This is a genomic window from Salipiger bermudensis (assembly GCF_019801965.1).
Taxonomy (GTDB): domain Bacteria; phylum Pseudomonadota; class Alphaproteobacteria; order Rhodobacterales; family Rhodobacteraceae; genus Salipiger; species Salipiger bermudensis_A.
In genome coordinates this window covers 515517-536272 of record NZ_JAHVIA010000002.1, presented here as the reverse complement: position 1 = coordinate 536272, position 20756 = coordinate 515517, and the positions used below count along the sequence as shown (strand labels likewise).

The following is a 20756-nucleotide window of genomic DNA, read 5'->3' as shown; positions in this document are numbered from 1 at the left end:
AACCGGGCTGATAGCAGGCTCGACGCTATCACGTCCAGAGGGCTCCGCACAGTGTGAACCGGTCTCTCCCTACCAGCCCTTGCAAGCGCGCTGGCGCAACCTACAATATACTGCGGTACCTGTGGAGGACTCTGTGGACAAGTTCACGCACCTGATAAAGCTCAGCGCCGGCACCGAAAGCCTCGAGACGCTCGCCGCCTGGCAGGCCAGCCGCGCCGCCCAGACCGAGGACGGGCTGCCGCGCCATGTCACGCGGATGTGGCCGCGCCGAGAGGCCGAGGTGCTGAATGGCGGCAGCATCTACTGGGTGTTCAAGGGGCTGATCCAGTGCCGCCAGCCGATCCTGCGGCTCGACCCGGTGACCGGCGCCGATGGCGTGGAGCGCTGCGCCATTGTGCTGCAGCCCGGGCTGATCCGCGTCACCACGGCGCCGCGGCGGCCGTTCCAGGGCTGGCGCTACCTCGCCCCCGAGGATGCGCCGCGCGACCTGCCCTCCAACCGCCAGGACGAAGACGCGCTGCCGCCCGAACTGGCCGGCGCGCTGGCCGAGATCGGCGTGCTCTGAGGCCGGGGCCCTAACGACCCGCCCCGCGCAGCCAGTACCACAGGAAAGCCGGGATCTCCCGCAGCACCGCCCGCGCCTGCGCGCGCGCCCGGGTCCCCCCGACGCCCGGCGCCGCCCCGCGCGCCCGGAGCCCCAGCCGCCGCGCGACGAGAAGCGCCCGCGGCAGGTGATAGGCCTCGCTCACGATCACCACCTCGCCCGCGCCCATCGCCTCGAGCAGCGGCCGCGCGAAGCGCAGGTTCTCCTCCGTGGTGGTCGATCGCTCCTCGCGGAAAAGCGCCGCCTCCGGCACGCCCGCCTCGCGCGCCAGCCGGCAGATCACCGCGGCCTCGGACGGCCCGTGCACGCCCACGCCGCCGCAGCCGAGGATCGCGCCCACCTCGCCGGCCCGCCACAGCGCCACGGCCCGCTCCGCCCGCCGCCGCAACGTCGGAGAGGGCATGCCCCCTGCCCAGACCGCCGCCCCGAGCACGACGGCCACCGTCAGAGCCCCGCTTCTGTCTTCTCTACGTCCAGAAACAATCAAACTCCCACGACCCCGCCCAAACCAGGACCCGGGCAAACTCCCGACGTCACCACGCGCCCGCCGACCACATCGCCGCAAGCCTCACCGCGCCGAACAGCACTGCGCCCCTGCTTCTCTACGCACATAAAACCTCGAAGACCCAAGCCCCGTCGCGCGCCCCGGCACCCGGCAAGCGCCCGCACAGCGCGCCAATCAAGCCCCAGCACGACCAAACGCACTACGCGCGCCCTTCTCTACGCCGATAAATACTCAAACCCCAAGACCGCCACCGCACCCGAAGCCGGGCCGCCGCCCAGCCCCACCGTGCGCGCCGACAAAACACCCGGCGCCCCATCTCCCCGAACGCACCGCCCCCTGTCTTCTCTACGTCGATAAATACTCAAATCCCGACCCTCCAAACAAAAAGCACCGCCGGGCAGATGCGCCGGCGGTGCCAGAAGCCAATCAAGAGCGCAGAGATCAGTTCGGGATCGAGCCGCTCACGCCTTCGACGTAGAAGTTCATGCCCGCGAGCGTGCCGTCATCGGCCACTTCGCCCTCGGCGAGCCAGGCCGATCCGTCCTGCTTGTTGATCGGGCCGGTGAACGGGTGGTAGGCGCCCGAGGCGATGTCTTCCTTCATCTGCGTCACATGCGCCAGCACGTCTTCCGGGATCGGGCCGGTGAACTCGCCGATGCCGACCATTCCGTCACCGATGCCCTGCCAGGTGTTGTGGCTCTCCCAGGTGCCGTCGACGATCGCCTGCACGCGCTCGATGTAATACGGCGCCCAGTCGTCGATGATCGACGAGATGCGCGGCGCAGGCTTGTACTCGGCCATGTCGGCGGCCTGGCCGAAGCCGTAGGCGCCGGCCTTCTCGAGCACCGCCAGCGGCGCGGTGGAGTCGGTGTGGGCCAGGACCACGTCGGCGCCCTGGTCGAGCAGCGCCTGGGTGGCGTCGGCTTCCTTGGCCGGGTCGAACCAGGTGTTGAGCCAGACCACGGCGATCTCGACATCGGGGTTGGCCTGCTTGGCGTGCAGGTAGGAGGAATTGATGCCGCGGATCACTTCCGGGATCGGGAAGGAGCCGATGTAGCCGATCTTGTTGGTCTCGCTCATGGCGCCGGCGAGGTAGCCGGTGATGGCGCGGCCCTCATAGAAGCGCGCCGAGTAGGCCGAGACGTTCTCGGCGGTCTTGTAGCCGGTGGCGTGCTCGAACTTCACGTCCGGGAACTTCTCGGCGACGTTGATCGTCGGGTCCATGTAGCCGAAGGAGGTGGTGAAGATCAGGTCGGCGCCGGACAGCGCCATCTGGGTCAGCACGCGCTCGGCATCGGCGCCCTCGGGCACGCTTTCCTGCTCGATGAGCTCGATGGCGTCGCCGAAATGCTCCTTCATCTTCATCGCGGATTCGTGGTGGTGCTGCGACCAGCCCCCGTCGTTCACCGGCCCGACATAGACGAAGCCGATCTTCGGCACATCCTGTGCGAAGGCCGCCCCGCCCATCACGAGGCCGAGCGCCGCGGAAGCGGCGAGAAGGGTTCTGCGTTTGATCATTTCTGGTCTCCCATTGGTGTATCAGTCTTTGTTGGTTCGTCGGCCTGCTTCTCCCCGGAGGTGATCTCCGGGCGCGGCTTCTGCCGCAGCAGTTCCGAGGTGATGATGCCGGCGGGAATGGCGACGATGCCCACCCCGATCAGCACCGTGAGCCCGGTGAAGATGCGCCCCCCCGCGGTGATCGGGTAGACATCGCCGTAGCCAACCGTGCTCAGCGTGGCGAGCGCCCACCACATGCATTTCGGGATCGACCCGAATTTCTCCGGCTGCGCCTCGTGCTCGAAGAAGTGGATCCCCACCGAGGCCACGAAGAGCACGAGGATCGCCACCGCGGTGAACAGGATCAGCTCCTCGCGCGAGGCGCGCAGCGCGTCCTCGAGCCGCCGCGAGGCGCGGCGCAGGCGCAGCAGCTTCAGCAGCCGGAACACCCGCATCAGGCGCAGCACCCGCAGGCTCTGGGTCTGCGGCTGCACCAGCACCAGCCCCGGCAGCACCGAGAGCAGGTCGACAATGCCCCAGAAGCTCACGGCGTAGCGCCAGCGCGACGGCGCCGCCCAGAGCCGCAGCAGGTATTCCGCGGCGAAGATCCAGAGGATGGCAAACTCGGCGAGGCCCAGGATGCGGTGCATCAGCGGCGGCAGGCTCTGCATGCTCTCCAGCGTGATGACCACCGCCGACAGGATGATCACCGCGTAGAGCGCCCAGAGGATGCGCGCGCCGAAGCGCGGATCGCGCCCGTCCAGCGCCGCCTGCACCCGCTGCTTTGCCTCGATATGCCTCACCCTCCCCGGCATGATGTATCACGAGGTCGCGTGGAACGGCCGGCCCAGCGAGGCGGGCGCGCCATGCGCGCCGCGCGCCGAGATCACGACCAGCACGAGGATGGTGATCAGGTAGGGCGACATCGACAGGAGCTCGACCGGCACCGTGGTGCCAGCCGCCTGCAGGTTGAGCTGGATGACGGTGACGCCGCCGAAGAGATAGGCCCCGATCAGCACGCCGAGCGGCCGCCACGACGAGAACACCACGATGGCGAGCGCGATCCAGCCGGCCCCGGCGGTCATGCCCTCGGTCCATTGCGGCACCCGCACGAGGCTGACATAGGCACCGCCCAGACCGGCGCAGGCGCCGCCGAAGGCGATGGCCGCCATGCGCACCCGCACGACCTTGTAGCCCAGCGCGTGGGCGCTTTCGTGATCCTCCCCCACCGCGCGCAGGATCAGTCCGGCGCGGGTGTATTTCAGGAAGGCCCAGACCGCGACGACCAGCGCGAGGCTCAGGTAGACCACGAAATCATGCGCGAAGAGCATCCGCCCGAGCAGCGGGATGTCGCCCAGCACGGGGATGTCGAGCTTGGGCAGGCTCGGCGCCCGCTGGCCCTCGTAGTTCGAGCCGATCAGCGCCGAGAGGCCGAGCCCCACCAGCGTCAGTCCGAGGCCGGTGGCGACCTGGTTCGACAGCAGGTACTGCGTCAGGAAGCCGAAGCTGAGCGACAAGACCGCCGAGGCCACGGCGGCGCCAAGAAAGCCCAGCAGCGGCGAGCCGCTGGAGACGGCGATGGCAAAGCCCATCACCGCGCCGGTGATCATCATGCCCTCGACGCCGAGGTTCAGCACGCCGGATTTCTCCGTCACCAGCTCGCCGATGGCGGCGAGCAGGATCGGCGTCGCCGAGACCATGATCGAGGCAACAAGCAGCACCGGATCCATCACGCCACCTCCCGTCCGACGAAGCGGATGCGATAATTGGTAAAGACATCGGTGGCGAGCAGGAAGAACAGCAGCATGCCCTGGAACAGCTGGATCGACGCGCCGGGCAGCCCGAGCATCAGCTGCGCCAGCTCGCCGCCGATATAGGTCAGCGCCATCAAGAGCCCCGCGAGCAGGATGCCGAACGGGTTCAACCGCCCGAGAAAGGCCACGATGATCGCGGTGAAGCCGTAGCCCGAGCCGAAATCGATGCTGATCTGGCCCGCGGGCCCGGTGACCTCGAAGAGCCCTGCCATGCCGGCGAGCGCGCCCGAGATGCCGAGGCAGAGCAGCACGATGCGCACCGGGTTGACGCCGGAGAACCGCGCCGCGCGCGGCGCCTCGCCGGTGAGGCGGATATTGAATCCCTGGATGTGGCGCGCCATCAGCACGTAGGCACCGATCACTGCGATCAGCGCCGCGACCACGCCCCAGTGCATGCCGGTATTGGCGATGAGCTCGTCATTGAACACCGCCGGCCATTGCTTGAAGTTGCGCGAGCCCGGGAAACCCTGCCCTTCGGGATTGCGCAGCCAGCTCGAGCTGGCCGAGGCGAGGATGTTCTCCGCGACATAGACCAGCATCAGCGAGACAAGGATCTCGTTGGTGCCGAAGCGGGTCTTGAGCAGCGCCGGGATCATCGCCCAGGCCCAGCCCCCCAGCGCGCCGGCGACCACCATGAGCGGGAACAGCAGCACACTTTCCGAAGGGTAGAAGGCCAAGCCCACCGCCGCGCCGGTGACGGCGCCGATGATGTATTGCCCCTCGGCGCCGATGTTCCAGATCCCCGCCCGGAAGCCCACCGAGAGACCGATGGCGATGAGGATCAGCGGTCCGGCCTTCACCAGCAGCTGCGGCCGCGAATAGGAGGCGAATTGCGGGTGGAACAGCGGATCCCAGAAGATCGTGCGGATGGCCTCGAGCGGCGGCTTGCCGAGAGCGGCAAACATGATGCCGCCGACGATCATCGTCAGGACCACAGCCAGCAGCGGCGTCAGCCCGGTCCAGAGCTTCGAGGGCTGCGGGCGCTTCTCGAGCCGGATCATGCGCGCGCCTCCGGAAGGTCTTTCGCCGGAAAGATCTTCTCCCCCGAAGCACGGTCACAGAGGTTTCGGACGAAAACTCTGTCGCGGTCAGCCATCCACATGGGCCACCTCCATGTCATGCGCACCGCCCATCATCAGGCCGATCTTCTCGATATCCAGCTCGCTCACCGCGCGGGTCGGCGACAGCCGCCCCTCGTTGAGCGCGCCGAAGCGGTCGGAGATTTCCATAAGCTCGTCAAGGTCCTGGCTGATGCAGATGATCGCCGCGCCCTTGGCGGCCAGATCGAGCAGCGCCTGCCGGATCGCCGCCGCCGCCGCCGCGTCGACGCCCCATGTGGGCTGGTTGACCACGAAGACATCCGGATCCTGCTGGATCTCGCGCCCGACCACGTATTTCTGCAGGTTGCCGCCCGACAGCGCCCGCGCCGCCGTGCCCGGGCCCGGCGTGCGCACGTCGAAGCGCTTGATCACCTCCTCGGCAAAGCCCGTGGCCTTGCCCCAGTCGATGAAGCCGTTCGAGACCAGCGCCTTGCGCCGCGCGGCGGTCAGCACGCCATTCTCCGTCAGGCTCATGTTCGGCGCCGCCGCATGGCCCAGCCGTTCCTCCGGCCCCGAGAGCAGCCCCGCGTCGCGGCGCGCCACCGGCCCGGCGCGGCTGATGTCCTCGCCCTTGAAGAAGATCGATCCCTTCGGCGCCAGCCGCTCGCCCGAAAGCGCCATCAGCAGCTCGTCCTGCCCGTTGCCGGCGACCCCGCCGATCCCCAGCACCTCGCCGGCGCGGACCTCGAGCGAGATCTCCCGCAGCGGCGTGCCGAAGGCGCCTGGCGCCGGCATCGACAGCGCGTCGCACTTGAGCAGCACCTCGCCGGTGCCGGTGGCGCGGGCCTCGGGCGTGGCAAAGCTCGCCCCCACCATCATCTCGGCCATCTGCCGCGCCGTGACCTCGCGCGGCGTGCAGGTGCCGACATTCTTGCCCAGCCGCAGGATTGTCGCCTCGTCGCAGAGCGTGCGGATCTCCTCGAGCTTGTGCGAGATGTAGAGGATCGAGGTGCCCTCGGATTTCAGCTTGCGCAGGGTCTCGAACAGGATCTCGACCTCCTGCGGCGTCAGCACCGAGGTCGGCTCGTCCATGATGAGCAGCCGCGGGTTCTGCAGCAGGCAGCGGATGATCTCGACCCGCTGGCGCTCGCCGGCCGACAGTGTGCCCACGGTGCGCGAGGGGTCGAGCGGCAGCCCGTAGGTCTCCGAGACCTCGCGGATCTGCCGCGCCAGATCGCGGGGCTTGGGCGGGTTCTCCATGCCCAGCGCCACGTTCTCAGCCACGTCCAGCGCCTCGAAGAGCGAGAAATGCTGGAACACCATAGCGACGCCGGCCCGGCGCGCGTCCGAGGGCTTTGCGGGCGCGTAGGCGCCGCCATCGAGTACCATCTCGCCGCGATCCGGCTTCACCAGCCCGAAGATCATCTTCACCAGCGTCGACTTGCCGGCGCCGTTCTCGCCCAGCAGCGCGTGGATCTCGCCTTTCTGGATCTCGAAGGAGACGTCGTCATTGGCCACGACGCCCGGATAGGCCTTGGTCAGGCCCCGGATGCTGAGAAGTGTGTCTGCCACGCCTGTCCATCCCCTGTTTCACGGTTGAGTAGATGCGCAGCGACCCCGATGGCAATGGCCTGCGGGTGCTTGCCGTAGGATTTCTGCCCAATTGGGCAGCAGATGCGCGCAATACGGGCATCCGGATGCCCCAGCGTCGCCAATCGCTTGCGGAACCGGGCCCATTTCGTCTCCGAGCCGATCAGCCCGGCAAAGCCGAACTCATGCGTGAGCAACGCATGGCAGAGCGCGAAATCGATCTCGTGGCTGTAGGTCAGGATCAGGTGCTCGGCTCCCTGCGGGGCGTGGCGCACCAGCCGCTCGGGCTCGGCCGCCGGCAGCACCGTGACGCCCTCGGGCACCTCGCGCGGGAAGCGCTCCGGCGCGGTGTCGACCCAGGTGATCGCCAGCTCCGGCAACGGCGCCAGCGTCGCGACCACGGCGCGGCCGACATGGCCCGCCCCCCACACCCAGAGCTGCCGCTCGGCCCGCGTCACCGGCTCCACCATCCAGCCCTGCACCAGCTGCGGCTCGGGCCGCATGCCCTGCCCGCGCGCCCGGTCGATCAGCCGCCGCACCGCGAGCGGCATCTCGCCCGGCCCGCGCGCGATGACCTCCTGGCCCTCGAGCGCGGCCACCTGCGCGGCATCATACTGCTCGGTCAGCAGCACGACCGCACCACCGCAGCATTGCCCCAGCGACGGCCCCAGCGGATGCCGGCTCAGCCCCTCGCGGCTCAGCGCGGCCTCGGCGGCGGTGAGCTCCAGCGCCCCGCCCCCGATGGTGCCCGACTGGCCAATCCCCGCGCCCTCGGCCCAGACCAGCATCGCCGTGCCCGGGCCGCGCGGCACCGAGCCCGCGACATCGGCCACCACCACACGTGCCACCCGGCCGTGCTGCGCCACCGCGCGCCGCAGCGCCTCGAGATCAAAGCTCATCGCGCACCTTCCGGATCGCCATCAGCACCCGCTCCGGCGTCGCCGGCGCATCGAGCGCCGGGTAGCGCTTGCCGCAGGCCGCCACCGCGTCCGACAGCGCGAGGAAGGCCGAGATCCCCAGCATGAAGGGCGGCTCGCCCACCGCCTTCGAGCGATAGATCGTCTCCTCCTCGTTGCGCCCGTCCCAGAGCGCCACGTTGAAGATCTCGGGCCGGTCGGAACAGGCCGGGATCTTGTAGGTCGAGGGCGCATGGGTGCGCAGCCGGCCGTCGTCGTCCCAGACCAGCTCCTCGGTGGTCAGCCAGCCGGCGCCCTGCACGTAGCCGCCCTCGATCTGGCCGATGTCCAGCGCCGGGTTCAGCGAGGCGCCGCAATCGTGCAGGATGTCGGTGCGCAGGATGCGGTATTCGCCGGTCAGCGTGTCGAGCACCACCTCGGTGCAGGCGGCACCGTAGGCGAAATAGAAGAACGGCCGCCCCTGCCCCTTGATCCGGTCCCACTCGACCTTGGGGGTCTTGTAGAAGCCGGTCGAGGACAGGCTCACCCGGCCCTCGTAGCAGAGCTTGGCGGCCTGCTCGAAGCTGAGCGTCTCCCCCCCGACCGCAACCTTGCCATCCGAGAAGGTCACCTCCGAGGCCCTGGCCTGGAACAGCCCGGCCAGGTGCTCCGCCATGCGCTCGCGAATGGTGTCGCAGGCGGCCTTGACCGCCATGCCGTTCAGGTCCGAGCCCGAGGAGGCCGCGGTGGCCGAGGTGTTGGGCACCTTGGCGGTGTCGGTCGCGGTGATCCGCACCGCCTCGAGCGGCAGGCCGAAGCGCGCCGCCGCCACCTGCGCCACCTTCTGGAACAGCCCCTGCCCCATCTCGGTGCCGCCGTGGTTCAGCGCCACCGAGCCATCCTGGTAGACATGCACCAGCGCGCCGGCCTGGTTGAGATGGGTGAGCGTGAAGGAGATGCCGAACTTCACCGGCGTCAGCGCGATGCCGCGCTTCAACAGCGGGGTGTGGGCGTTCCACTCCGCCACCGCCGCGCGCCGCGCCGCGTAATCGCAGCTCTCCGCCAGCCGCCCCGTCAGCCCACCGAGGATGAAATCCTCCACCGGCTGGCCGTAATGCGTCACCTGCACCCCCGCCGGAACCGCTGGCGCAGCCCCCTCCGGCACGCTCGAGAGCGCCCCGCGCGAGGTCAGGTCCTCTTCCGCGGCAGCCGGTTTCTTCTGGCCGGAAATATCCTCGGGGGGAGGTGCCTGCTCCGCAGGCGCCCGGGGGGCAGACAGCCCCCCGTCCGCGCTCTCCGCCGCGCCGACATCCGAGTAGTAGTTCAACCGCCGAATCTCCAGCGGATCGCGCCCCAACGCATGGGCCACGTGGTCGAGCACCCGCTCGATCCCCAGCATGCCCTGCGGCCCGCCGAAGCCGCGATAGGCGGTGGCGCTCTGGGTGTTGGTCTTCAGCCGGTGGCTCTCGACCCGCAAAGAGGGGATGTCATAGGCGTTGTCCGAGTGCAGCATCGCCCGGTCCGCCACTGGCAGCGAAAGATCCTGCGCCCAGCCGCAGCGGGCATATTGCACGAAATCCACCGCCAGCAGGCGGCCATCGCCATCGAACCCGGCACTGTACTCGATGCGGAAATCGTGGCGCTTGCCGGTGATCACCATGTCATCGTCGCGGTCGTAGCGCATCTTGGCGGGCCGCCCGGTCTCCGCCGCCGCCACGGCGCAGGCGATGGCCAGCGCGTTGCCCTGGCTCTCCTTGCCGCCGAAGCCGCCGCCCATGCGCCGGGTCTCGACCCGCACGGCATGCATCGGCAGGTGCAGCGCATGCGCCACCTTGTGCTGGATCTCGCTCGGGTGCTGGGTCGAGCTGTGCACCAGCAGGTCGCCGTTTTCCTGCGGCAGCACCAAGGCCGCCTGCCCCTCGAGGTAGAAATGCTCCTGCCCGCCCATCTCGAGCGTACCAGAGACCTTGTGCAGTGCCCCGGCCATCGCGGCGTCGGCGTCGCCCTTCTCCCAGATCCGCGGGCCATCCTCGAAGCGGCTCTCCGCCGCCATCGCCTCGTCGACGCTGAACACCGCGTCGCGCGGCTGGTACTTGATCTTCGCCTTGCGCACCGCCTTGCGGGCCGCGAGGTGGCTGCTGGCGGCGACCATGAAGACCGGCTGGCCCACGTAATGCACCGAGGCCCCCGAGAGCAGCGGCTCATCCCCCAGCGAGGGCGAGCAATCGCAGTCCGAGGGCAGATCCTTCGCTTCCCAGACCTTCACCACGCCCGGCGTCCGGCGCACCTCGGAGAGGTCGATCTCGCGGATCCGGCCCGAGGCGATCTCCGAGAGCCCGAAGGCCAGGTGCAGGCAGCCCGGCGGCACCGGGATGTCGTCGATATAGCGGGCCTTGCCGGTGACATGCAGCGGCGCCGCGTCATGCGGCAGCGGTTTCGCGACGCTCATGCCCGCACCTCCCGCACATCGGTGGCCGCGCCCAGATCCTCGAGCAGGCAGCGGGTCAGCATGTTGCGCGCCGCGGCGAGCCGGTACTCGGCGCTCGCCCGCATGTCGGAAAGCGGCGCGAAATCCTTGTCCCACGCATCCCACGCGGCGACCACCGCCTCGTCGTTCCACGGCTTGCCGATCAGCGCCGCCTCGACCGCCGCTGCGCGCTTGGGGATGCCCGCCATGCCGCCGAAAGCGATGCGGGCCGCCGCGACCTTGCCGTCTTCCACGCTGACGTTGAACGCGCCGCAGACCGCCGAGATGTCCTGATCGAAGCGTTTCGAGAGCTTGTAGACCTTCAGGCGGTCGGGCTGGCGCGGGATCGTCACCGCCTCGACGAACTCGCCCGGGTAGCGGTCCTGCTTGCCGTACTCGATGAAGAAATCCTCCAGCGCCATCTCTCGCCTTGTGTCGCGGAAGCGCAGGTGCAGCCGCGCGCCGAGCGCGATCAGCGCCGGCGGGTTGTCTCCGATCGGCGAGCCGTTGGCGATGTTGCCGCCGATGGTGGCCGCCGCGCGCACCTGCGCCGAGCCGTAGCGGCGCAGCATGCCGGCGTAGCTCGGGAAATGCTCGCGCATCAGCTCGAGCACCCGGTCCATGGTGACGCCGGCGCCGATGCGGATCGCATCGTCGGTGACCTCGATCTGCTGCAGATCCTCGCAGCGGTTGAGAAAGATCACCTCGGGCAGCTCGCGCAGCTGCTTGGTGACCCAGAGCCCCACATCCGTCGCCCCCGCCACGAGGGTGGCCGAAGGGTGCCGCGCCACCAGCTCGGCCAGCTCGTCGCTGCTGGCAGGCGAATGGGCACTGAGATCGGCGGAGGAGACCTGCCCGGCGGCGGCGGGCAGCTCGGGCTCCTCCATCCACGCGGGCACCGGGGCGTCGGCGGCGGCCTCGGCGGCGCGCACGATGGGGGCATAGCCGGTGCAGCGGCAGAGATTGCCGGCGAGCGCGTCGTCATGGCCGGTGTCGCCGACCTTGTGGGCCTTGGCCATCGAGACGATGAAGCCCGGCGTGCAGAAGCCGCATTGCGAGCCATGATGGCTGACCATCGCCTCCTGCACCGGGTGCAGGCTGCCATCGGGACCGGCGATCCCCTCGACGGTGCGCAGCGCCTTGCCGTGCAGCTGCGGCAGGAACAGGATGCAGGCGTTGAGCGCGCGCGAGCCGCGCGCATCGGTGACCATCACCGTGCAAGCGCCGCAATCGCCCTCGTTGCAGCCTTCCTTGGTGCCGCTCAGGCCGCGCTCCTCGCGCAGCCAGTCGAGAGCCGTGCGCGTCGGGGATACGCCGCGCAGCTCCACTCTTTCCCCGTTCAGAAGAAAGCAGATATCCATATGAAGAACCCGCCGCGATACCCCGTCCCTGTGATGCACACCCTCGATGCGGCGTAGAAAGCGTGCGGACCATTCTTGATCCGCTACAGGCTAGGGGCCGGGGTTTCCGCTTGGCAAGAGGAAAATGCCCATTTGAGAGGCATCTGACACCGCCATGCCGCGGATCGAGGCGCCCGCGCCGGGCGCCCCGAAACGCGACGTTGCGTCAGCCGGGGGCGCCTCAGGCGCCGCAGCGGGGAACGTCGGCGGTCAGGAACTCGGTGATCGCCCGGACCGGCTCGGCCTGGCTGACGATGGAGTTGTGGCCGCCCTTCTCGAAGATCTCGATGCGGCCCTCGGGCCAGACCTCGGCCAGCTCCGGCACATCCTCGGAGGGCGCGGCGTAGTCGTGGCGGGAATGCACCGCCAGCATCGGCTCCGACCGGGACTCGGCGATCTGGCGCCACGGCGCCTCGGCCGGATAGGGCGCGCCGAGCCGGCTGACCTCGTCGACGAAATGCTCGAGGCAATCGCCGTCGATGCCGTACTGGCTGCCGCCGAGACGGAACAGCTTGCGCAGGTCGAGCGGCGTCGAGACCAGCACCACGCGGCCGCAATCCAGACCGTCCTCGAGCGCGAAGATCAGGCCGTTGGCGCTGACGCAATGGGCGATGGCGCCGTCATAGGGGCCGTGGCAGCGGGCGCAGTCGAGGATCGAGCGGGTGATGTCGGCCATGCTGCAGGGCGCGCGCTCGGGCTCGACGTGGCCGGGCAGGATCAGCGCATCGACCTCGGCGCCGGCGAGCTGAAGCGCCTGGATCAGGCGGCCGAACTGGCGGACATGGCCATCGTGGCCGTGCACCAGCAGGATGCGCTGGCCGCTGGGCTCGCCCAGCGCGGGATAGCGCAGCACCGCCGCGGCATCGCCCGAGGGCAGGAACTCGGCCTTGCCGCCGGCGCAGGCGCGGGCGCGGTCGAGGCTGGCGGTCGAGGTCAGGTAGCGTTTCGCGAGCTGGCGTGCGGTCAGGCGCGGCGCCACGCGGGCCGCGGTCAGCAGCGCCTTGCGGCGGCTGTCGCGGATGCGGGACGCAAGCCCGGTGCCGGATTCGGAGGTGGCGTTGGAGACGCCGGAGAGAGGTGCGGTGCCGCCGGTTTCTGCAAAGGTCATGCCGGTGACCTCGCGGGAGGAGCTGTCGAGTGCCTTGTTCATTACCATATGCCGCGATCGGGGGGAGACGCGGGACCGTCTAAGGATCGCCGCGGTGCAGCACAAGCCACCGCGGCAGGGGAAAAGGGCTCAGTGCGATCAAATTGCCGAGAAACTTGGGAGAAATTTGGGCGTCATGTCTAACGAAATGTGTTGATTACCGCGGATTCAGCGCCATTCGAGGCCCTCGGGCCGGTTTTCGCCCCGTGATCCGGCCATTCCACGGAGGGTGAGTCGGGTCTTTCGCAGGGCGCGGCCGCGCCATAATGTCGGGCGCATGGCAGATCCCCGATTCATCCACCTCCGCGTTCACACCGAATACTCCCTGCTCGAAGGCGCCATCCGCCTGAAGAAGCTGCCCGGCCTCTGCGAGGCCATGGAGATGCCCGCCGTGGCGGTGACCGACACCAACAACCTGTTCGCCGCGCTCGAGTTCTCGGTGACCGCGAGCGGCGCCGGGGTGCAGCCGATCATCGGCTGCCAGGTCGATCTTCGCTACGTGCAGCCGGCCCAGGGCGAGCGCCCCAAGCCGCCGGCGCCGGTGGTTCTGCTGGCGCAGAACGAGCGCGGCTACGAGAACCTGATGAAGCTCAACTCGTGCCTCTACCTGCGGCGCGACGGCGAGCTGCCGCATGTGCTGCTCGACGAGCTCGAGACCTATGGCGAGGGGGTGATCTGCCTCTCCGGCGGCCCCGACGGCCCGGTGGGCCGCCTCCTGCGCGAGAACCACCGTGCCGCGGCGCAGACACTGCTGACCCGGCTGCACCAGATCTATCAGGACCGGCTCTATGTCGAGCTGCAGCGCCACCCGGGCGAGGACGGGCTGCCCGAGGCCGAGCGCCTGACCGAACGCGGCCATGTCGAGATGGCCTACGAGATGGGCCTTCCGCTGGTCGCCACCAACGACGTGTATTTCCCAAAGGAAAACATGTACGAGGCCCACGACGCGATGATCTGCATCGCCGAGGGCGCCTATGTCGACCAGCAGGAGCCGCGCCGGCGGCTGACGCCACAGCATTACCTCAAGACCCCGCAGGAGATGGCGACGCTCTTCGCCGATCTGCCGGAGGCGCTGGAAAACACAGTCGAGATCGCCAAGCGCTGCGCCTTCATGGCCTATCGCCGCGATCCGATCCTGCCGAAATTCGCCGATGACGAGGTCGTCGAGCTGCGCCGCCAGGCCAATGAGGGCCTGCAGAAGCGCCTCGCGGTGATCCCCCACGCGGTGACGCCGGAACAATACCAGGAACGGCTCGACTTCGAGCTCGGCATCATCGAGGGCATGGGCTTTCCGGGCTACTTCCTGATTGTTGCCGACTTCATCAAATGGGCCAAGGATCACGACATTCCCGTGGGCCCGGGCCGGGGTTCGGGCGCGGGCAGCCTCGTGGCCTACGCGCTCACCATCACCGACCTCGACCCGCTGCGCTATTCGCTGCTGTTCGAGCGCTTCCTCAACCCCGAACGCGTCTCGATGCCGGACTTCGACATCGACTTCTGCATGGACCGCCGCGAAGAGGTGATCCGCTACGTCCAGGAGAAATACGGTCGCGACAAGGTGGGCCAGATCATCACCTTCGGCGCGCTGCTCTCCAAGGCCGCGGTGCGCGACATGGGCCGGGTGCTGCAGATGCCCTACGGCCAGGTCGACCGGCTGTCGAAAATGATCCCGGTCGAGGGCGTCAAGCCGGTCTCGATCGAGAAGGCGCTGCAGGACGAGCCGCGCCTGCGCGAGGAGGCCGAGCGCGAGGAGGTCGTCGACCGGCTGCTGAAATACGGCATGCAGGTCGAGGGGCTGCTGCGCTCCGCCGGCACCCACGCCGCCGGCGTGGTGATCGCCGACCGCCCGACCGACGAGCTGGTGCCGCTCTACCAGGATCCGCGCTCGGACATGCCGGCGACCCAGTTCAACATGAAATGGGTCGAACAGGCCGGCCTGGTGAAGTTCGACTTCCTCGGCCTGAAGACGCTCACGGTGATCCAGAACGCCGTCGACCTGATCCTCAAGTCGGGGCGCCCGATCCATGTCGCCGCCGACGGCACCCAGCTCTACGAGCCGGCCGAGGGCGGCGAGAACCAGATGAACCTCATCCCGCTGGATGACGAGAAGACCTACAAGCTCTACGCCTCGGCCAAGACCGTCGCCGTGTTCCAGGTGGAAAGTACCGGCATGATGGATGCGCTCAAGCGCATGAAGCCGACCTGCATCGAGGACATCGTGGCGCTGGTGGCGCTCTACCGCCCGGGCCCGATGGAGAACATCCCGGTCTATTGCGAGGTCAAGAACGGCCAGCGCGAGATCACCTCGGTGCACCCCTCGATCGACCACATCCTCGCCGAGACCCAGGGCATCATCGTCTACCAGGAACAGGTGATGCAGATCGCCCAGGTGATGGCCGGCTACTCGCTCGGCGGCGCCGACCTGCTGCGCCGGGCGATGGGCAAGAAGATCAAGGAGGCGATGGACGCCGAGCGCCCGAAATTCGAGAGCGGCGCGGCCAAGAACGGCGTCGACAAGAAGAAGGCCACCGAGGTCTTCGACCTGCTCGAGAAATTCGCCAACTACGGCTTCAACAAGTCCCACGCCGCCGCCTACGCGGTGGTGAGCTACCAGACCGCCTGGCTCAAGGCCAACCACCCGGTCGAGTTCATGGCCGGCGTGATGAACTGCGACATCCATCTCACCGACAAGCTCTCGATCTATTTCTACGAGGCCAAGAAGGGGCTCAAGCTCGACTACATCCCGCCTTGCGTGAACCGCTCCCAGGCGAGTTTCGATGTCGAGGAGGGCAAGCTGGTCTATGCGCTTGGAGCGCTGAAGAATGTCGGGCTCGATGCGATGCGGCTGGTGGTCGAGGGACGGCGCTCGATCCCCGAGGACCCGAAGAGCCCCGACAAGCCCTTCGTCAATGTCTACGATTTCGCCCGCCGGGTCGATCTCAAGCGCGTCGGCAAGCGCCCGCTGGAGATGATGGCGCGGGCTGGCTGCTTCGACCAGCTCGACCGCAACCGCCGCCGGATCTTCGAATCGCTTGACGCGCTGGTCGCCTATTCGGCGGCGATCCACGAGCAGAAGGCCTCGGCGCAGGTCTCGCTCTTCGGCGAGGCCGGCGACGACCTGCCCGAGCCGCGGCTCTCGCCGGCGCCCGACTGGCTGCCCGCCGAGCGGCTCTCGGAGGAGTTCAAGGCGATCGGCTTCTACCTCTCGGGCCACCCGCTCGACGATTACATGCCGGCGCTCAAGCGGCGCGACGTGCTGACCCTCGACGAGGTCGAGGACAAGGCCCGCGGCGGCGCCTGCATCGCCAAGATGGGCGGCGTGGTGGCGGGCCGGCAGGAGCGCAAGTCGGCCAAGGGCAACCGCTTCGCCTTTGCCCAGCTCTCGGACCCGAGCGGCGCCTACGAGGTGACGATCTTCTCCGACACGCTGGAGAAGGCGCGCGACCTGCTGGAGACCGGCACCAAGGTGGTGGTCACCGTCGAGGCGACGATGGAATCGGACCAGTTGAAGCTGCTGGCGCGCTCCTTCGGCCCGGTCGAGCAGGTGGTGGCGGATGCCGGCGCGGCGGGGATGAAGATCTACATCGAAAACCCCGACACCGTGGCGCAGGTCGCCTCGGTGCTGGGCCGCGCCGCCGAGCAGATGCCGCGCGCCGGGCGCGGCCCGGTGCGGCTGTGCTTTGCCGGGGCGGGCCTGCCGGGCGAGGTCGAGATGGATCTGAAGCAGGAATTCCCTGTCACGCCCGAGATCAAGGGCGCGGTGAAATCGCTCGACGGGGTGATGGCGGTGGAGGATTTCTGAGCCCGCGCGCCGGGCTCACGCGGCGACGCCGGTTCAGTAATGCGGCGGGCGCTCGTCGCCCATCACCACCCCGCCGGTGCCCTCGTCCTGCCGCGCCGCCTCGCGCTCGAGCAGCAGCGCCACGCGGCGAGTGAGCAGCGCGATCTCGCGATCCTGCCGCGCCACGGTCTCCGAGAGATCGTCGACCGCGCGGTCGAGATGGGCGATGCGTTCCTGCAGGCTGTCGGTGTCGCTTGGCATGTCCGGGCTCCTTCGTCTGCTGCGCCACATAAGCGCCGCCGCGCGGCTTGGAAAGGGGGGCGTCGGGGGCGCTGCCCCCCGGCCTGACGGCCTCCCCCCGGGATATTTTGTGCCAGAAGAGTTCAGGCCGGGGGATCAGCGCCGCGCCCCTGTCTTCTTCTGGCTCCAAATATCCCCGCCGGAGGCATCCGGCACAAGCCACGCGCGATGCCGCAGGGCGGTTGCGCGCCGGCGGTCGCTTGCCCCCGCACGCGCAAGCGGCTAAGGGGGGCGCGCAATCTGGACGAGCCCGGAGCCCGCCATGGCCAAAGTGAAAAAAGCCCCCCGCCCCAAGGCACAGACGCCGAAGGGCTTCCGCGACTATTTCGGTCCCGAAGTGACCGAGCGCGCCGAGATGCTCAATGCCATCGCCGGGGTGTACCATCGCTACGGCTTCGAGGCGCTGGAATCGAGCGCCGTCGAGACCGTCGAGGCGCTCGGCAAGTTCCTTCCCGATGTCGACCGGCCCAACGAGGGCGTGTTCGCCTGGCAGGACGAGGACGAGTCGTGGATGGCGCTGCGCTACGACCTGACGGCGCCCTTGGCGCGGGTCTATGCCCAGCACCGCAACGACCTGCCCCTGCCCTATCGCCGCTACGCCATGGGCCCGGTCTGGCGCAACGAAAAGCCCGGCCCCGGCCGCTTCCGCCAGTTCTACCAGTGCGACGCCGACACCGTGGGCGCGGCCAGCGTCGCCGCCGATGCCGAGATCTGCGCCATGCTGTCGGACACGCTGGAAGTGGTCGGCATTCCGCGCGGCGACTATCTCGTGCGGGTCAACAACCGCAAGGTGCTGAACGGCGTGCTCGAGGCCATGGGGCTCGACGATGACGCCCAGCGCGACGCGGTTCTGCGCACCATCGACAAGTTCGACAAGGTCGGCGAGGCCGGCGTGCGCGAGCTCCTGGGCAAGGGCCGGCTCGACGCCTCCGGCGCCTATATCGACGGCGTGGGTCTTTCGGAGGCGCAGGCCGATCCGGTGCTGGCGTTCCTGACCTCGAAGGGCGGCGATGCCGGCGCCACCATCGCCAACCTGCGCGCCGCCATCGGCAGCTCCGAGATCGGCTCCGAGGGGGTCGACGAGCTCGAGGAGATCGGCGCGCTGCTCGCGGCGCAGGGCTACGACAGCGACCGCATCGAGATCGATCCCAGCGTCGTGCGCGGGCTTGGCTATTACACCGGCCCGGTCTTCGAGGCCGAGCTGACCTTCGAGATCCTCGACGAGAAGGGCCGCAAGCGCCAGTTCGGCTCGGTCTCCGGCGGCGGGCGCTATGACGATCTCGTCAAGCGCTTCACCGGCCAGTCGGTGCCCGCCACCGGCGTCTCGATCGGGGTGGACCGGCTGCTGGCGGCGCTGCGCGAGAAGGGCCGCATCGGCGGCACCGTGCAGGGCCCGGTCGTCGTCACGGTGATGGACCGCGACCGCATGGCCGATTATCAGGCCATGGTCGCCGAGCTGCGCAATGCCGGCATCCGGGCCGAGGTCTATCTCGGCAACCCGAAGAACTTCGGCAACCAGCTCAAATATGCCGACAAGCGCAACTCGCCGGTCGCCGTCATCGAGGGCGGCGACGAGAAAGAGCGCGGCGTGCTGCAGATCAAGGACCTGATCCTCGGCGCCAAGCTGGCCGAGAGCGCCAGCCTCGAGGAATGGAAGGAGCGCCCGTCGCAATACGAGGTGCCGCGCGGCGAGCTGGTCGCCAAGGTGAGAGAGATCCTGAACCAATGGGCGTGACCATCGCGCAGGAACGCGCCGAAGCCGTCCGCCTGCGGGCACGGTTTCTCGAGGCCGGGGCCGAGAATGTCGACTGCGCCATCCTGCAGCCGGCCGAGACCCTGCTCGACCTCTATGGCGAGGACATCCGGGCCCGCACCTACGTGACCCACGATCCTGCCCGGGGCGAGGTCATGCTGCGGCCCGACTTCACCGTCCCTGTCGTGCAGATGCACATGGAGACCGGCGCAGCGCCGTCTCGCTACACCTATGCCGGCGAGGTCTTCCGCCGGCAGGAAGAGCATCCCGAGCGCGCGCCGGAGTATTTCCAGGTCGGCTTCGAGCTCTTCGCCGATGACGATCCGGCGCAGGCCGATGCCGAGGTCTTCGCGCTCTTCGCCGAGACGCTGGCGCCCTACCGGCTGCGCGCGGTAACCGGCGATATCGGCATCCTGACCGCCGCCGTGGCCGGGCTCGAGACCTCCGAGCGCCGCCGCACCGCCCTGATGCGCCACATCTGGCGCCCGCGCCGCTTCCGCGCCCTGCTCGACCGCTATTCCGGCCGCAGCCCGGTGCCGCCGTCGCGCAAGGCGCTGCTGGCCAGAGAGGCCCCGATGGAGAGCGCCGGGCCGGCGATCGGCCTGCGCTCGGAGGCGGAGATCGCCGCCCGCATCGCCTCGCTGCGCGAGGATGCCGCCGAAGGCCCGCTCTGCGACAGCCAGGTGGCGCTGATCGACACGCTGCTGGCGGTGCGCGAGACCTGTTCCTTTGCCCTCGAGCAGCTGCATGACATCGCCGTCGACATGCCGGCACTGCGCCCTGCGGTCGAGCACTTCGAGCGCCGCTGCGAGGCGCTGGCGGCGCGCGGGGTCGATGTTGCCACGCTCGAGTTCGAGGCGAGCTATGGCCGCAGCTCGATGGAATATTACGACGGCTTCGTCTTCGGCTTCGTGCCCACCGCGCGGCCCGACCTGCCGCCGGTGGCGACCGGCGGGCGCTATGATGCGCTGACCGAGCGGCTGGGCAATGGCCGCGCCGCCCCTGCGGTGGGCGGGGTGGTCCGTCCGGGGCTGCTTCTGCAGACGGGAGAGCGGGCATGAGTGTGAAGCTTGGGGTGCCCTCGAAGGGCCGCCTGATGGAGAAGACCTTCGACTGGTTCGGCGCCCGTGGCGTGGGCCTGACCCGGACCGGCAACGACCGCGAATATGCCGGCGCGGTGGACGGGGTCGAGGGCGTCGACCTGGTGCTGCTCTCGGCGGGCGAGATCCCGCGCGAGCTGGCGGCGGGCCGCATCCATCTCGGCGTCACCGGCACCGACCTGATCCGCGAAAAGCTGGTGCAATGGGACCAGAAGGTCGAGCCGCTGGCCGAGCTGGGCTTCGGACAGGCCGACCTGATCGTCGCGGTGCCGTCCTGCTGGGTCGATGTCGACACGCTCGACGATCTCGACGCGGCGGCGGCGGCGTTCCGGGCGCAGCACGGTTTCCGGATGCGGATCGCCACCAAGTATCACCGGCTGGTGCGTGAGTACCTGCGGCAGGGCGGCGTGGCGGATTACCAGCTCGTCGACTCGCAGGGCGCGACCGAGGGCACGGTGAAGAACCTCACCGCCGAGGCGGTGGCCGACATCACCTCGACCGGCGACACGCTGCGCGCCAACCATCTCAAGGTGATCGACGAGGAGCCGGTGCTGCGCAGCCAGGCGACGCTGTTCCGCAGCCGCACCGCGAAGCTCGACGAGGACGAGCGCACGGCGCTGCGCACGCTGATGGCGAAGCTCGACGTCTGAGTGTCGGGGCGCCGGGTTCCGCGGCTCCCTATTCTTGGGCGCTGCGAATTGCGGCGGGCGCCGCGCCATCGCCGGCCCGCGGCATGACGATCTGACGGTAGAACCCCTAGGTTTATCCCTGCCACGTCCGAAGGACCTCCAAGCTCAGCACCGAGCACGACCAGATCGTCAGCCCGGGGGACAGGGCATGCCAGAGGGATGCTTCCGGCATG

16 protein-coding genes are annotated in these 20756 nt (G+C 69.0%); 5 read left to right on the top strand and 11 right to left on the bottom strand.

The window, feature by feature from the left end:
* Positions 1-133 precede the first annotated feature (133 nt).
* Positions 134-565 (top strand): DUF1489 family protein, encoded by a 432-nt coding sequence (locus KUV62_RS06565; protein WP_222602870.1) that lies wholly within the window; start codon positions 134-136, stop codon positions 563-565.
* Positions 566-575: 10 nt separating this feature from the next.
* Here KUV62_RS06565 and KUV62_RS06560 read toward each other — a convergent pair whose 3' ends face one another.
* The 10 genes from KUV62_RS06560 to KUV62_RS06515 form a co-directional block, all read right to left on the bottom strand.
* Positions 576-1037 (bottom strand): YdcF family protein, encoded by a 462-nt coding sequence (locus KUV62_RS06560; protein WP_315901562.1) that lies wholly within the window; start codon positions 1035-1037, stop codon positions 576-578.
* Between the two features lie 513 nt (positions 1038-1550).
* The gene (locus KUV62_RS06555) at positions 1551-2627 is read right to left on the bottom strand and encodes a BMP family ABC transporter substrate-binding protein (RefSeq protein ID WP_222602869.1); all 1077 of its coding nucleotides are present in this window, start codon (positions 2625-2627) and stop codon (positions 1551-1553) included.
* Complete coding sequence (locus KUV62_RS06550) at positions 2624-3421, bottom strand: ion transporter (protein ID WP_261395378.1); 798 nt, start codon at positions 3419-3421, stop codon at positions 2624-2626. The genes KUV62_RS06555 and KUV62_RS06550 overlap by 4 nt, the downstream gene beginning before the upstream one ends.
* A 6-nt stretch (positions 3422-3427) precedes the next feature.
* Complete coding sequence (locus tag KUV62_RS06545; RefSeq protein WP_222602868.1) at positions 3428-4336, bottom strand: ABC transporter permease; 909 nt, start codon at positions 4334-4336, stop codon at positions 3428-3430.
* On the bottom strand, positions 4336-5421 hold the full coding sequence (locus KUV62_RS06540) for an ABC transporter permease (protein WP_222602867.1): 1086 nt from the start codon (positions 5419-5421) through the stop codon (positions 4336-4338). The genes KUV62_RS06545 and KUV62_RS06540 overlap by 1 nt, the downstream gene beginning before the upstream one ends.
* A gap of 87 nt (positions 5422-5508) precedes the next feature.
* Positions 5509-7032, bottom strand: a complete 1524-nt coding sequence (locus tag KUV62_RS06535; RefSeq protein WP_222602866.1) for an ABC transporter ATP-binding protein — start codon at positions 7030-7032, stop codon at positions 5509-5511.
* The gene (gene xdhC, locus KUV62_RS06530; RefSeq protein WP_222602865.1) at positions 6999-7949 is read right to left on the bottom strand and encodes a xanthine dehydrogenase accessory protein XdhC; all 951 of its coding nucleotides are present in this window, start codon (positions 7947-7949) and stop codon (positions 6999-7001) included. The genes KUV62_RS06535 and xdhC overlap by 34 nt, the downstream gene beginning before the upstream one ends.
* Entirely contained in the window at positions 7939-10395 is a 2457-nt protein-coding gene (locus tag KUV62_RS06525; protein ID WP_222602864.1) for a xanthine dehydrogenase molybdopterin binding subunit, read from the bottom strand. Before KUV62_RS06525 ends, xdhC begins: the two co-directional genes overlap by 11 nt.
* Complete coding sequence (xdhA, locus tag KUV62_RS06520; protein WP_222602863.1) at positions 10392-11774, bottom strand: xanthine dehydrogenase small subunit; 1383 nt, start codon at positions 11772-11774, stop codon at positions 10392-10394. Before xdhA ends, KUV62_RS06525 begins: the two co-directional genes overlap by 4 nt.
* A 220-nt stretch (positions 11775-11994) precedes the next feature.
* Positions 11995-12963, bottom strand: coding sequence for an alpha/beta fold hydrolase (locus KUV62_RS06515; protein WP_222602862.1), 969 nt, complete (start codon positions 12961-12963; stop codon positions 11995-11997).
* Between the two features lie 274 nt (positions 12964-13237).
* Between KUV62_RS06515 and dnaE the strand changes: the two genes are divergently transcribed.
* Positions 13238-16762: a DNA polymerase III subunit alpha gene (gene dnaE / locus KUV62_RS06510; protein ID WP_222602861.1), complete on the top strand. Its 3525-nt coding sequence runs from the start codon at positions 13238-13240 to the stop codon at positions 16760-16762.
* 33 nt (positions 16763-16795) lie between these two features.
* On the opposite strand, the gene KUV62_RS06505 is transcribed toward dnaE, so the two are convergent.
* A complete protein-coding gene (locus KUV62_RS06505; RefSeq protein WP_222602860.1) occupies positions 16796-17002 on the bottom strand; it encodes a SlyX family protein in 207 nt (68 codons plus the stop codon).
* Between the two features lie 301 nt (positions 17003-17303).
* Between KUV62_RS06505 and hisS the strand changes: the two genes are divergently transcribed.
* The 3 genes from hisS to hisG are packed head-to-tail and all read left to right on the top strand — an operon-like array spanning position 17304 to position 20544.
* The gene (gene hisS / locus KUV62_RS06500) at positions 17304-18776 is read left to right on the top strand and encodes a histidine--tRNA ligase (RefSeq protein ID WP_222602859.1); all 1473 of its coding nucleotides are present in this window, start codon (positions 17304-17306) and stop codon (positions 18774-18776) included.
* Positions 18767-19855 (top strand): ATP phosphoribosyltransferase regulatory subunit, encoded by a 1089-nt coding sequence (locus KUV62_RS06495; protein WP_222602858.1) that lies wholly within the window; start codon positions 18767-18769, stop codon positions 19853-19855. The genes hisS and KUV62_RS06495 overlap by 10 nt, the downstream gene beginning before the upstream one ends.
* Positions 19852-20544 (top strand): ATP phosphoribosyltransferase, encoded by a 693-nt coding sequence (gene hisG / locus KUV62_RS06490; RefSeq protein WP_222602857.1) that lies wholly within the window; start codon positions 19852-19854, stop codon positions 20542-20544. Before KUV62_RS06495 ends, hisG begins: the two co-directional genes overlap by 4 nt.
* Positions 20545-20756 lie beyond the last annotated feature (212 nt).